Origin of the sequence: Streptomyces sp. NPDC049627, from assembly GCF_044465645.1 — a bacterium.
GTDB lineage: Bacteria > Actinomycetota > Actinomycetes > Streptomycetales > Streptomycetaceae > Streptomyces.
Map to the genome: position 1 here is coordinate 331,964 of NZ_JBITLW010000005.1, position 13,527 is coordinate 345,490.

10 protein-coding genes and 1 pseudogene are annotated in these 13,527 nt (G+C 68.8%); 8 read left to right on the top strand and 3 right to left on the bottom strand.

What is annotated here, in order from left to right; genetic code table 11:
• Positions 1–178 precede the first annotated feature (178 nt).
• Both ACIBU0_RS16025 and ACIBU0_RS16030 read right to left on the bottom strand, forming a co-directional pair.
• Positions 179–1,183, bottom strand: a complete 1,005-nt coding sequence (locus ACIBU0_RS16025; RefSeq protein WP_398817753.1) for an ABC transporter substrate-binding protein — start codon at positions 1,181–1,183, stop codon at positions 179–181.
• Between the two features lie 159 nt (positions 1,184–1,342).
• Positions 1,343–2,389 (bottom strand): LacI family DNA-binding transcriptional regulator, encoded by a 1,047-nt coding sequence (locus tag ACIBU0_RS16030; RefSeq protein WP_398817755.1) that lies wholly within the window; start codon positions 2,387–2,389, stop codon positions 1,343–1,345.
• 293 nt (positions 2,390–2,682) lie between these two features.
• Between ACIBU0_RS16030 and ACIBU0_RS16035 the strand changes: the two genes are divergently transcribed.
• From ACIBU0_RS16035 to ACIBU0_RS16070, 8 genes and pseudogenes are all read left to right on the top strand, one after another.
• Positions 2,683–3,843: a mandelate racemase/muconate lactonizing enzyme family protein gene (locus ACIBU0_RS16035; protein ID WP_398817758.1), complete on the top strand. Its 1,161-nt coding sequence runs from the start codon at positions 2,683–2,685 to the stop codon at positions 3,841–3,843.
• Positions 3,840–4,844, top strand: coding sequence for a zinc-binding dehydrogenase (locus ACIBU0_RS16040; protein WP_398817761.1), 1,005 nt, complete (start codon positions 3,840–3,842; stop codon positions 4,842–4,844). Before ACIBU0_RS16035 ends, ACIBU0_RS16040 begins: the two co-directional genes overlap by 4 nt.
• A gap of 124 nt (positions 4,845–4,968) precedes the next feature.
• Positions 4,969–5,931, top strand: a complete 963-nt coding sequence (locus ACIBU0_RS16045) for a hypothetical protein (protein WP_398817764.1) — start codon at positions 4,969–4,971, stop codon at positions 5,929–5,931.
• A gap of 142 nt (positions 5,932–6,073) precedes the next feature.
• Entirely contained in the window at positions 6,074–7,186 is a 1,113-nt protein-coding gene (gene chvE / locus ACIBU0_RS16050) for a multiple monosaccharide ABC transporter substrate-binding protein (protein WP_398817766.1), read from the top strand.
• A 32-nt stretch (positions 7,187–7,218) separates the two neighbouring features.
• The gene (gene mmsA, locus ACIBU0_RS16055) at positions 7,219–8,769 is read left to right on the top strand and encodes a multiple monosaccharide ABC transporter ATP-binding protein (protein WP_398817769.1); all 1,551 of its coding nucleotides are present in this window, start codon (positions 7,219–7,221) and stop codon (positions 8,767–8,769) included.
• Positions 8,766–10,013, top strand: coding sequence for a multiple monosaccharide ABC transporter permease (gene mmsB / locus ACIBU0_RS16060; RefSeq protein ID WP_398817772.1), 1,248 nt, complete (start codon positions 8,766–8,768; stop codon positions 10,011–10,013). The genes mmsA and mmsB overlap by 4 nt, the downstream gene beginning before the upstream one ends.
• Before the next feature lie 14 nt (positions 10,014–10,027).
• A pseudogene (locus ACIBU0_RS16065) lies at positions 10,028–11,079 on the top strand (aldose epimerase family protein).
• Between the two features lie 110 nt (positions 11,080–11,189).
• Positions 11,190–12,779: a pyridoxal phosphate-dependent aminotransferase gene (locus tag ACIBU0_RS16070; RefSeq protein ID WP_398817774.1), complete on the top strand. Its 1,590-nt coding sequence runs from the start codon at positions 11,190–11,192 to the stop codon at positions 12,777–12,779.
• Between the two features lie 389 nt (positions 12,780–13,168).
• Here ACIBU0_RS16070 and ACIBU0_RS16075 read toward each other — a convergent pair whose 3' ends face one another.
• Positions 13,169–13,507 carry a trypco2 family protein gene (locus ACIBU0_RS16075; protein WP_398817778.1) on the bottom strand — a complete coding sequence of 113 codons (339 nt, stop codon included), beginning with the start codon at positions 13,505–13,507 and terminating at the stop codon, positions 13,169–13,171.
• Between the last annotated feature and the right edge of the window lie 20 nt (positions 13,508–13,527).

Consider the following 13,527-nt stretch of genomic DNA (forward strand, 5'->3'; position numbering starts at 1 on the left):
GCCCGCGCCCCTCTTGGAGGCGTCCATGGGGGGCGGGCCCGCACGGTCAACTGGGTCCCGGCCGGGGGGGGGCCCCCGGGGGCCGGGGGGGGGGGGGCGGGCGGGCGCCCCCCCGACGGTGGGTGCGGTCGGTCAGTACCGCGGTCGGCCGGTACCGGGTCGGCCGGTACCGGATCGGTCAGTACTTGCGGTCCGGGAGCGCGGCCTTGGCCTGGTCCTGCATGAAGTCGCTCTCCTTGGTCTTGACCCAGCGCTCGACCTTCTCGCCGTTCTTGACCTTCTTCACGACGTCCATCAGCTGGGGGCCGAGCAGCGGGTTGCACTCGACGATGGCGTTGATCTTGCCCTCGGACATGGCGACGAAGCCGTCCTTCACGCCGTCGATCGTGACGATGAGGATGTCCTTGCCGGGCTTCTTGCCGGCCGCCTCGATGGCCTGGATGGCGCCGAGACCCATGTCGTCGTTGTGCGCGAACAGCACGTCGATGTCCGGGTTGGACTGCAGGAAGGCCGACATGACCTGCTTGCCGCCGGCGCGGGTGAAGTCACCGCTCTGGCTGGCGACGATCTTCCAGTCGTCCTTGTGCTCCGCGTCCATGACCTCCTTGAAGCCCTTGGCGCGCTCGATCGCCGGGGCGGAACCGGTGGTGCCCTCCAGCTGGGCGATCTTCACGGCGCCCTTGTGGCCGGCCTTCTCCAGGACCTTCTCCAGGATCTTGGCGGCGCGGCGGCCCTCGTCCGTGAAGTCGGAGCCCACCAGGGTCACGTAGAGGGAGTCGTCGGAGGTCTCGATGGAGCGGTCGGTGAGGACCACCGGGATGTTCTTGGCCTTGGCCTCCTTCAGCACCACGTCCCAGCCCTTGACGACCGTCGGCGAGAAGGCGATGACGTCGACACCCTGGGCGATGTAGCTGCGGATCGCGGAGATCTGGTTCTCCGGCTTCTGCTGGGCGTCGGAGAACTTGAGGTTGATACCGGCCTCCTTCGCGGCCGACTTCACCGAGTCGGTGTTGGCGGTGCGCCAGCCGCTCTCGGAGCCGACCTGGGCGAAGCCGAGGGTGAGCGCCTTGCTGCCGCCACCGGAGGAGCCGTTCGAGTTGCCGTCCTCCTTCGCGCAGGCCGCCAGGGTGCCCGCAGCCGCCACGCCGACCGCCGCGGTGAGGAAGTTCCGTCTGTTGAGCATGCTTCTTCTCCTTTGAAGAGCCGGTCCTTGCGTGGACCCGCTGGTACTTGAGAGGACCGGCTGTAGTGCGTCCAGCCTGTCGATCATTGTTCGAGATATCGGTCGTACGGAGGGGCAGGTCGTCGGAGGGGTAGAGGGGCGCGGCCCGGCCGGGCCGCGTCAGTCGGGAGCGTCCTCCGGTTGGAGGCCGTACGGGAAGGTGCTGGCGCGGACCACGAGCTGGGGCTCGATGACGATCGGCGGCGTGGCGGCCGGCGGCCGGCCCTCGATCAGGTCCAGGAGCAGCGCGATGCTGCGTTTGCCCACCGCTGAGAAGTCCTGCCGGACGGTGGTGAGCGGGGGCGCGAAGAACTCCGCCTCCGGGATGTCGTCGAAGCCGACCACCGCGACGTCCTGGGGAGTGCGCACTCCTGCCTCACGCAGGGCCCGGAACACCCCCAGCGCCATCTGGTCGTTGGCGACGAAGACGGCGGTCAGCCCCCGGCCCACCCAGCCCGCCAGTTCCTGGCCGGCACGATAGCCCGACAGCGGACTCCAGTCACCACGCAGCAGCGTGGGCGGCTCGACGCCCGCCGTTTCGAGGGTCGCCCGCCAGCCGGCGGCCCGGTCGGCGGCCTCCTGCCAGTCCTCGGGCCCGGCGAGATGCCAGACCGTGCGGTGACCGGCGGCCAGCAGATGAGCGGTGGCCAGCCGCGCCCCCAGGTGCTGGTCCACGTTGACGCTGGGGATCCCGACTCCGGGTCCGCTGCCCACGACCACCACCGGGAAGGGGTGGCGGAGTTCGGCGAGGGCCTCGACCGCCGACCGCTGCGGGGCGATGGCGACCACGCCCTCCACCCCGCCTTCGCTGAGATGGTCCAGCGCCTCGGACAGCTTCTCCACGGTGAGCTTGCGCAGGCTGACCGTCGAGACGAGGTACCCCTGGGCACGTGCCGCCTCCTCCAGCGCGAACAACGTGCTGGCGGGCCCGTAGAGGGTGGTGTCGGAGGCGACCACGCCCAGGGTCCGGGTGCGGCGGGTGGCCAGGGCCCGTGCCGAGGAGTTGCGGCGATAGCCCATCTCCTCGATCGCGCGCATCACCCTGGCGCGCGTCTCCTCCCGCACGTTGGGGTGGTCCCCCAGCACACGGGACACGGTCTGGTGGGACACCCCCGCCAGGCGGGCGACGTCGGCCATGGTGGGCGGCCGAAGCTGCGAGTGCGTCACGGCCGCACCTCCTTGACGTCGATCGGTGAACGCGGACGTCATTGTGAGCGCTAACAATTCATGGCGGTCAAGAGGGTTGCAGCGGGAAGTCGTCACGGTTACATAACGCGACCGACGGCGGGGGCGGGGCGGCGGCGAATGCGGCCCGACCCGTTCCGGCGGTTTCCTTGGACGCGTTGAGAGCGTTGTACATTCGGCCCATTGACACTCCGACCTCGCCGTCCTACCGTCACGTCAGCATTTCGAACGTGTGACGATATTTCGAACAGTCAAGGTCACAGGGAGCAACAACCGTGCGCATCACGGGAATCAGCACACACGTGGTAGGGACGCCGTGGCGCAACCTGACCTACGTCCAGGTGCACACCGACGAAGGACTCACCGGCGTTGGCGAGACCCGCATGCTGGGTCACACCGACGCACTGATCGGCTATCTGCGCGAGGCCGAGGCCAACCACATTCTCGGGTCCGACCCGTTCGCTGTCGAGGACCTCGTCAAGAGGATGAAGTACGGCGACTACGGCCGCGCCGGCGAGATCGTGATGTCCGGGATCGCCGTCATCGAGATGGCCTGCTGGGACATCAAGGGCAAGGCCCTCGGCGTGCCGGTGTGGCAGCTGCTCGGCGGCAAGGTCACCGACAAGGTCAAGGCGTACGCCAACGGGTGGTACACGACGGAGCGGACGCCGGAGGCGTACCACAAGGCCGCTCAGGGCGTCATGGAACGCGGCTACAGGGCGCTGAAGATCGACCCCTTCGGCACCGGGCACTTCGAACTCGACCACGAGCAGACCCTCTACGCGGTCTCCCTGATCGAGGCCGTCCGGGACGCCATCGGTCCCGAGGCCGAGCTGATGCTGGAGATGCACGGCCGCTTCTCCCCCGCCACCGCCGTCCGCCTCGCCAAGGAGCTCGCGCCCTTCAAGCCGGCCTGGCTGGAGGAGCCGTGCCCGCCGGAGAACCTGAAGGCGCTGGAGAAGGTCGCCGCCAAGGTCGACATCCCGGTCGCCACCGGTGAGCGCATCCACGACCGCATCGAGTTCCGCGAGCTCTTCGAGAGCCAGGCCGTGGACATCATCCAGCCCGACGTCGGCCACATCGGCGGCATCTGGGAGACCCGGAAGCTCGCCGCCACCGCCGAGACCCACTACATGCTGGTCGCCCCGCACAACGTGGGTGGCCCGGTGCTCACCGCCGCTTCCCTCCAGGTCGGCTTCACCGCGCCGAACTTCAAGATCCTGGAGCACTTCAACGACTTCGCGGACGCGGAGATCAAGAAGGTGATCAAGGGCGCCCCGCAGGTGGTCGACGGCTACTTCCACCTCTCCGAGGCCCCCGGCCTCGGTGTCGAGCTGGACGTCGACGCCGCCGCCGAGTTCCCGCAGCAGCAGGCCCGCTTCGACCTGTGGGCCGAGGGCTGGGAGCAGCGCAAGCCGAAGGGCGCCCAGAGGTGAGCACCGCCGTCGTGATCGAGGCACCCGGCGAGCACCGGCTCGCCGGGCACACGCCTCGTGAGCCCGCCGCCGGCGAGGCCCTCGTCCGCGTCCACGCGGTCGGCATCTGCGGCAGCGACCGCGAGGTGTACCAGGGCAACCGGCCCGAGGGGTACGTCCGCTACCCGCTCACGCCCGGCCACGAGTGGTCCGGGACGGTCGAGGCCGTCGGCGCCGGGGTGCCGGACTCCCTCGTCGGCCGCAAGGTCGTCGGTGAGGGCTTCCGCAACTGCCAGGTCTGCGACCGCTGCCACGCCGGCGAGACCACCCTGTGCAGCGCGGGGTACGAGGAGACCGGGTTCACCCAGCCGGGCGCCATGGCCACCACGCTCACGCTCCCGGCCCGGCTGCTGCACGTCCTGCCGGACGACAGCGACCTGACCGCCGCCGCCCTGCTGGAGCCGGCCGCCTGTATCGCCGCCGCGGCGATCAAGGCGAACGCCCGGCCGGGTGAGCGCGTCGCGGTCGTCGGCACCGGAACGCTCGGCATGTTCGCCGTCCAGTTCCTCAAGGCCGGCTCACCGGCCGACCTGCTGGTGGTGGGCACGCGCACCGACCGGGAGGCACTGTCCCGGCAGTACGGCGCCACCGACTTCCGCACGAAGGACCAGCCGCTGCCCGACGACTTCGACGTCGTCATCGAGACCGCCGGGTCCGCCGACGCCGCGCGCACCTCCGCCGCGCTGCTCAGGCGCGGCGGGCGTCTGGTCCTCACCGGGATCCCGGCGCCGGGCGCGCACGGGCTCGACCCCACCGATCTCGTCGTACGGCAGCTGGAGGTGCACACCGTCTTCGGGGCGCCGCCGGACGCCTGGGCGCACACGGTGCGCGTGTTCGGGGCCGGGCTGCTCGATCCGCTGCCGCTGGTCACTCACGAGCTGCCGCTGGAGCAGTTCCCGCAGGCGATCGAGCTCGTGGGATCCGGTGATCCCAAGGTGGGCAAGGTCCTCCTTCGCCCCTGAGTGACCCCCAGGCCGTACGCCGGTACGGGGGCACCCTGACGGCTTCCGTATCGGCGTACACCCACAACCCCCCGCACCCAGAGCCGCGAACTTCGTCCGACATATCGAACACTAAGGACACCTTGTGACCGACGCCTCCGCAGCCCGTCGACCCGGCGAGCAGGCACTCGCCGCCCTCGGCCTGGGCGCGCCCGACCTCTCCCCCGCCGACGCCTCGCCCCATGCCTTCCCGGGCGGCGGCCGCTGGCGCACCGAGATCCCCTCGTGCGAGGGTCCCGAAGCGCTGGCCGTCGTTCTGAAGGAAGCCTCGCGACTCGACGTGCCGATCCACCGGATCAGCCAGGGCAGCGGCGTATGGATGCTCACCGATGCCGAGATCACCGAGATGGTCGAGGCGACCGGCGAGCGTGACATCGAGCTCTGCCTGTTCACCGGCCCGCGCGGCACGTGGGACATCGGCGGGTCCACGCGCACCGACTCACGGGGAGGCGGACTGCGCGCCCGCGGCCACGACGCCGTCGCCGGATGCGTCGAAGACGCCGTACGGGCGACGGAGTTGGGCGTCAAGTGCCTGCTCGTCGCCGACGAGGGCGTGCTGTGGACGCTGCACCGGGCGCGGGCCGCCGGGATCATCCCGGCCGACACGACGCTCAAGGTGAGCGCGCTGATCGGCCCCGTCAACCCGGCCGCGTACGCGGTGTACGAGCAGCTGGGCGGTGACTCCATCAACGTGCCCAGCGATCTGACGCTCGACCACCTCACCGAGATCCGCCGGGCCTCCGCGGCCCCCATGGACATGTACATCGAGGCCCCCGACGACCTGGGGGGATATGTCCGGATGTACGAGGTCGCCGAGCTGATCCGGCGCGGCGCACCGCTCTACCTGAAGTTCGGGCTGTCCAAGGCCCCCGGCATCTACCCGTACGGCAACCACATGCGGGACCTGACGCTGGCCACCGCCAAGGAACGGGTCCGGCGCGGGCGGCTGGCCCTGGACCTCCTCGCACGGCACGGAGCCGACGGCGACATGGCGCCTCTCGGTTCACGGCTGCCCGGGACGCTGAAGCGGTTTGAAATTCCCGCATAACGTTCCGGCTAAACCCCCTTCACAAAAGAAGACGCAGTCGAACACAATCCCACGCATCCTCGGTCGATCCGCACACCGCCCCTCGTCAGGCGTCCTCGCACCGACAGACCGAACCGCCCCACCCCTATCAAGGATGATGATCATGCGCACTCGCAGAGCCGCACTCGCCGCCATAGCCGGAGCCGCCTCCCTCGCCCTGACCCTGTCCGCCTGCGGCCAGAGCGGTGAGGGCGGCAGCAAGGAGGACAAGGGCAGCGCCAAGGGCGGGACCATCGGCATCGCGATGCCGACCAAGTCCTCCGAGCGCTGGATCGCCGACGGCAAGAACGTCGTCAAGGACCTGGAGGCCAAGGGCTACAAGACCAAGCTGGTCTACGGCGAGGACGACCCCGACCAGCAGGTCTCCCAGATCGAGAACCTGATCACGCAGGGCGTCAAGGGCCTGATCATCGCGGCCATCGACAACAAGTCGCTCAACAACGTGCTCCAGCAGGCCAAGGACGCGAACATCCCGGTCATCGCCTACGACCGCCTCATCCTCGGCACGCCGAACGTCGACTACTACGCGTCGTTCGACAACGAGAAGGTCGGCGAGCTCCAGGCCGGCTACCTCGTCGAGAAGCTCGGTCTGAAGGACGGCTCCAAGAAGGGCCCGTTCAACATCGAGCTGTTCGCCGGCTCCAACGACGACAACAACACGAAGTACTTCTTCGGCGGCGCGATGAAGGTCCTGCAGCCGTACATCGACAAGAAGCAGCTCGTCGTCAAGTCCGGCCAGACCAAGCTCACCCAGGTCACCACCCTGCGCTGGGACGGCGCCACCGCCCAGAAGCGCATGGAGGACATCCTCACCTCGACCTACACCAGCGGCCGGGTCGACGCCGTGCTCTCGCCCTACGACGGCATCTCCATCGGCATCATCGCCGCGCTGAAGTCGGACGGCTACGGCTCCAAGAGCAAGCCGCTGCCGGTCATCAGCGGCCAGGACGCCGAGCTCGCCTCGGTTAAGTCGATCATCGCGGGCCAGCAGACGCAGACCGTCTACAAGGACACCCGTGAGCTGGCCAAGGTCGCCGGAAACATGGTCGACGCGGTCCTCACCGGCAAGAAGCCCGAGGTCAACGACACCAAGACCTACGACAACGGCTCCAAGGTCGTGCCGGCCTACCTGCTGCAGCCGGTCAGCGTCGACAAGAGCAACTACGAGAAGGTCCTTGTGGGCGGCGGCTACTACACCGCGGACGAGCTCAAGTAACCGTCGGCACCTACTGATTGGAAGGCACGACCATGGCGGGACCCGTCCTGGAAATGCGCTCGATCGTCAAGACCTTTCCCGGTGTCAAAGCGCTGTCGGACGTCACGCTGACCGTCCGTCAGGGCGAGGTCCACGCCATCTGCGGTGAGAACGGCGCCGGCAAGTCCACCTTGATGAAGGTGCTCTCCGGCGTCCACGCGCACGGCACGTACGAGGGCGACATCCTCTTCGAGGGTGAGGTCTGCGAGTTCAAGGACATCCGCGCGAGCGAGGAGCGCGGCATCGTCATCATCCACCAGGAGCTGGCGCTGTCGCCGTACCTCTCACTGGCGGAGAACATCTTCCTCGGCAACGAGCACGCCAAGGGCGGGTTCATCGACTGGCGGGAGACCCTGCGGCACGCCACCGAGCTGCTGCGCCGGGTCGGTCTCGACGACCACCCGGAGACCCGCGTCGCCGACATCGGCGTGGGCAAGCAGCAGCTGGTGGAGATCGCCAAGGCGCTGTCCAAGAAGGTGAAGCTGCTCATCCTGGATGAGCCCACCGCGGCGCTGAACGACGAGGACAGCGGCAAACTCCTCGATCTGATCCTGGAGTTGAAGAAGCAGGGCATCACCTCGATCATCATCTCCCACAAGCTCAACGAGATCCGCAAGGTCGCCGACTCGGTCACGATCATCCGCGACGGGCGGTCCATCGAGACGCTCGACGTGAAGGCCCCGGAGACCACCGAGGACCGGATCATCAGCGGCATGGTCGGCCGTGACCTCGACCACCGCTTCCCCGAGCGCACCCCGCACGAACCGGAAGTGGGCGCGGCCCCGGCCCTGGAGATCCGCAACTGGACCGTGCACCACCCGATCGACCAGCAGCGCAAGGTGGTCGACGACGTGTCGATCGACGTGCGCCGCGGGGAGATCGTCGGCATCGCGGGTCTGATGGGCGCCGGCCGCACCGAGCTCGCGATGAGCGTCTTCGGACGCACCTACGGCCGGCACGCCGGCGGCACGGTCCTCAAGGACGGCACGGAGATCCGTACGAAGACCGTCGCGGAGGCGATCGGGCACGGCATCGCGTACGTCACCGAGGACCGCAAGCACTACGGCCTCAACCTCATCGACAACATCAACCGGAACATCTCGCTGAGCGCCCTCGGCAAGGTCGCCAAGCGCGGTGTGGTCGACGAGCACGAGGAGCGGAAGGTCTCCGAGCGCTTCCGCAAGTCCATGAACATCAAGGCGCCGACCGTCTTCGAGACGGTGGGCCGGCTGTCCGGCGGCAACCAGCAGAAGGTCGTCCTCAGCAAGTGGATCTTCGCGGGTCCGGACGTGCTGATCCTGGACGAGCCGACCCGCGGTATCGACGTCGGCGCCAAGTACGAGATCTACACGGTCATCGACAAGCTGGCGGCCGAGGGCAAGGCGGTCGTCTTCATCTCCTCCGAGCTGCCGGAGCTGCTCGGCATGTGCGACCGCATCTACACCATGGCCGCGGGGCGGCTCACGGGCGAGTTCTCGCGGGCCGAGGCCTCGCAGGAATCGCTGATGCGTCAGATGACGAAGGACAAAGAGGTAACCCGATGAGCACGGATGTGACCGCCAAGACCCCGGCCCCGGCGCCGCCCGGGAAGTCCGGCGGATCAGCCGCGAGCGGCGGCCTGCTCCAGCTGATGCTGGACGGTCTGCGCCGCAACATGCGCCAGTACGGCATGCTGATCGCGCTCGGCCTGCTCGTGGTCCTGTTCGCGGTGTGGACCGACGGCGACCTGCTGCTGCCCCGCAACGTCTCCAACCTGGTGCTGCAGAACAGCTACATCCTGATCCTCGCGATCGGCATGATGCTGGTGATCATCGCGGGCCACATCGACCTGTCGGTCGGCTCGCTGACGGCGTTCGTGGGCGCGTTCGCGGCCGTGCTGACGGTCCAACACGATGTGGCATGGCCACTGGCCCTCGTCCTGTGCCTGGTGGTGGGCGCGGTGGCGGGCTCGGTGCAGGGCTATCTGATCGCGTATCTCGGCATACCGTCGTTCATCGTCACCCTCGCCGGAATGCTGCTCTTCCGCGGCCTGACGGAGATCTTCCTCGAGGGCCAGACCCTCGGCCCGTTCCCGGACGGTCTGCAGAAGCTCGGCAACGGCTTCCTGCCGGAGGTCGGCCCGACCACCAACTACCACAACATCACGCTGCTGCTGGGCATCGTCCTGGGCGCCTTCGTGGTCTACCAGGAGATCCGGGACCGCAAGCGCCAGCAGGAGTTCTCGCTGGACGTGCTGCCGCGCAACGCCTTCCTGCTCAAGCTCGTCGCCATCATCGCGGCGGTCGCCGCCGTCACGCTGCTGCTCGCCAGCTACAAGGGCGCCCCGATCATCCTGATCGTCCTCGGTGTGCTGGTGGTCGGCTACGGCTACGTCATGCGCAACGCGGTCTTCGGCCGGCACATCTACGCGATCGGCGGCAACCTGCCGGCGGCGAAGCTGTCCGGCGTCAAGGACAAGAAGGTCACCTTCTACGTCTTCCTGAACATGGGCGTGCTCGCGGCCCTGGCGGGTCTGGTGGTCGCCGCCCGTCTGAACGCGGCCTCCCCGAAGGCGGGCCTGAACTTCGAACTCGAGGCCATCGCCTCGTCGTTCATCGGTGGCGCGTCCATGAGCGGCGGTGTCGGTACCGTCCTCGGCGCGATCATCGGTGGTCTCGTCCTCGGCGTGCTGAACAACGGCATGAACCTGCTCAGCGTCGGCACCGACTGGCAGCAGGTCATCAAGGGCCTGGCCCTGCTGGCCGCGGTCGGCTTCGACGTCTGGAACAAGCGCAAGTCGGGTTCGTAGACCGGATCGACCGGATCAACCGGATCGGGCCCCGCCAAAAGGCGGGGCCCTTTCCATGGGAGGGACGAAAACCAGTGAAATCGCTCTTCGGCAAGCTCGCCGACGGCACGGAGATCCACAGCTGGGCGCTGGAGAACGGCGGGACCCAGTTGAAGGTCCTCTCCTACGGCGGGATCGTGCAGTCCCTTCAGATCCCGGACCGCCACGGCCGGTACGCGAACGTCTCCCTCGGGTTCGGCACCATCGAGGAGTACGTGACCCGTTCCCCGTACTTCGGCGCGCTGATCGGCCGTTACGGAAACCGCATCGACGCGGGCCGGTTCCCCCTGGACGGCGAGCGGCACCAGGCCGACGTCAACGACGGCGGGAACAGCCTGCACGGCGGCGCCCAGGGCTTCGACCGGCAGGTGTGGGACATCGAGCCGTTCACCAGCGGCTCGGACATCGGCCTGCACCTGTACTACACGTCCGTCGACGGCGAGATGGGCCACCCGGGCACGCTGAACGTGAAGGTGACATACACCCTCACCGAGCACGGCGACTGGCGCATCGACTACGAGGCCACCACGGACAAGGCCACCGTCGTCAACCTCACCAGCCACGTCTACTGGAACCTCGCCGGCGAGGGCAGCGGCACCATCGAGAACCATGAGCTGTCCATCGCCGCCTCGCGGGCACTGCCTTCGACTTCCGCGAGGCCAAGCCGGTCGGCCGTGACCTGCGGGCCGCCGACCAGCAGGTGCTGTACGCCAGGGGCTTCGATCACAACTGGGTGCTCGACAAGGGCGTCACGGCCGAGCCGGAGCACGCCGCGACGCTGCGGGACCCGCAGTCGGGCCGCACGTTGACGATCGCGACCACTGAACCCGGCCTGCAGTTCTACTCGGGCAACTTCCTCGACGGCACCCTCACCGGCACCGGCGGCAGGACCTACCGCCAGGGCGACGCACTGTGCCTGGAGACACAGCACTTCCCGGACTCGCCGAACCACCCGTCGTTCCCGTCGACGGTGCTGCGGCCGGGGCAGACGTACCGGTCGACGACGATCCACTCGTTCGGCCGCTGAAACATCGGAAACCACACTCGTTCCACAACAGTTGAACAGCACCACCCCAGCCTCCGTATCCATGGGCGGCCCGTGCTCCCCCGCGCGGGCCACCCAGACCCGGAGGTTCCATGGCCGACAACGTCACCTCGCTGTTCCGCAGCACCGCGGCGCACAGTCCGTCGATGGCGGCGCTGACGCGAGAGGGCGGCGACGGGGCCGGTCCGATCGACTTCTGTATCCCCTGCAACCCGTACTTCCCCACGCCCGAGATGTTCGACGAGATGGCGGGCCGGTTGCGGGACATCATCACCTACTACCCGAGCAGCGCCGACACGATCACGGCCGAACTGTGCAGCCTGCTCCAGCTCCCGCCGCAGTGCGTGGCGATGGGCAACGGCTCGACCGAGCTCATCACCTGGATCGACCACCTGATGGTCCGTGAGTCCCTCGCCATCCCCGTCCCCACCTTCGGCCGCTGGACCGACCAGCCGATGGAGACCGGCAAGCGGGTCGACATGTTCCCGCTCCAGGAGTCCAGCGGATTCGCCCTGGACCTCGCGCAGTACGCCGAGTTCATCCGGGCCCGCGGCACCCGGGTCGCGGTGGTCTGCAACCCGAACAACCCCGACGGCGGCTATCTCCACAAGCACGCGCTCGTGCAGTTCATGGACGCGATGGCCGACCTGGACCTGATCGTCATCGACGAGTCCTTCCTGGAGTTCGCCGACGCCGAGCAGGAGCCGTCGGTGGTCCAGGAGGCGATGCTGCGGCCGAACGTCATCGTCCTGCGCTCCCTCGGCAAGAACTTCGGTCTGCACGGCATCCGCTTCGGCTACCTGGTCGCCAACCCGGCACTGGCCGGGATGGTCCGCTCGATGCTGCCGAAGTGGAACCTCAACGCCTTCGCGGAACACGTGGTGTTCATGCTGAAGGAACACGGCCCCGAGTACGCGCAGAGCCTCCAGCAGGTGCGCCGGGACCGTCTGGACATGGCCGGCCAGCTCGCCGCGCTGCCGGGTCTGACGGTCTACCCGTCCCAGGGCAACTTCCTCTTCGTGCGCCTCCCCGTGGGCGCCGAAGGCACCGTGGTCCGGGACCGGCTGCTCACCGAGCACCGGATCCTGGTCCGCGAGTGCGGCAACAAGATCGGTTCGTCCAGCCGCTTCCTGCGACTCGTGGTGCGCCCCCAGACGGACGTGCGTCGCCTGGTGTCCGGCCTGGAGCAGGTGCTCTACGGGTCCAGGAGGGGAGCCGCCGTACCCGAGCTCGGTACAGGGACCAACTACAGCTCGGGTACGGCGGCCGTGGATCGGTTGGTCAGCTCCACCAACGGTGCCGGCATGCAGGGCCTTGCCGCGCAGGCCGTCGGCGCCCCGATGCCCGCGGCGCCTCAGCCGCAGGCGGTGCCGGCGGCTGCCGCCATGTCGCCGCAGGGGAACGGCATACCGATGCCGGCGCCCATGCCCGTGGCCCCGGCACCGGCTCCCGCGCCTGCGCCCGCCCCCGCCGCCCCGGCGCCCATGCCGTTCCCGACGCCTGTGGCACCGGCCGCGGCCGCGATGCCCGGGCCCACGCCGCCCGGGGTGCCGGCGCGTGGGGGGCTCACGGCCGCGCAGGTCCGGGGCACCACGGGACCGGGGTTGTCCCCGGCCCCGGCGACCGGGTGGCCGAACAGTCAGAGTTGGCCGAATGCGGCCGGGATGGGACAGGCCGGGTAGCGCACGCGCGGTTCTACGTCCACGACGAACGCCTCGTCGCCCCTTCGTTCGGCTTCGACGCGGCCCGCGTACTCGCCCACGCCCTGCGCACACAGCGCCTGGACGTGAGTTGGGGCGCGGCCGTCCTGGCGCCTCTACAACTCCCCTGACGGTATGAGCCTGGTCCAGGTCTGCACGGCCAGGAGCGGGAGCCTGACTCCGTACGACTCACTGCGCCGAACGTCACGGACGCTGGGGGCACCAACAAGAACTACCAAGAGCTCAGCCTCCAGGAAGCCCCGGACGGACCCGGCGAACAGGCGGCCGAGCTGGAGTACGCATACGACCGCCCGGACGGGACGCGGCGCAAGGTCGTCGTCCGCGCGTTCGTGGCCGAGGACGGCGCGCAGTCACTGTGCGTCGCCGTTTCTGCCGAAGCGGGCCACGCTCCCCCGGCTGTCGTTGCTCACCCTCCAGGGCTTTCCGGTACGGGAGTCCACAGCCCTGAGAGTGACCGCCACCCGGTGGCTGCGGGTGCTGCCGCCGCCTGCGTCGGCACCGGCCTCGACCACCCAGGCCTTGACCTTCACACCGCCCTTGACCTCCTTGCGCAGCTCGACGCTGAACTCGAGCTCGATGTCGCCCACTTCGAAGGTCACGTCCTGGCCGGCCGAACGAGCCGCCGCGGTGATCAGTTCGTCCCGTACCGCCTGCACGGCGTCGGCCAGTTCGATCCGGTTGTCTGCCATGTGCCCACGCTAGAGAGCGA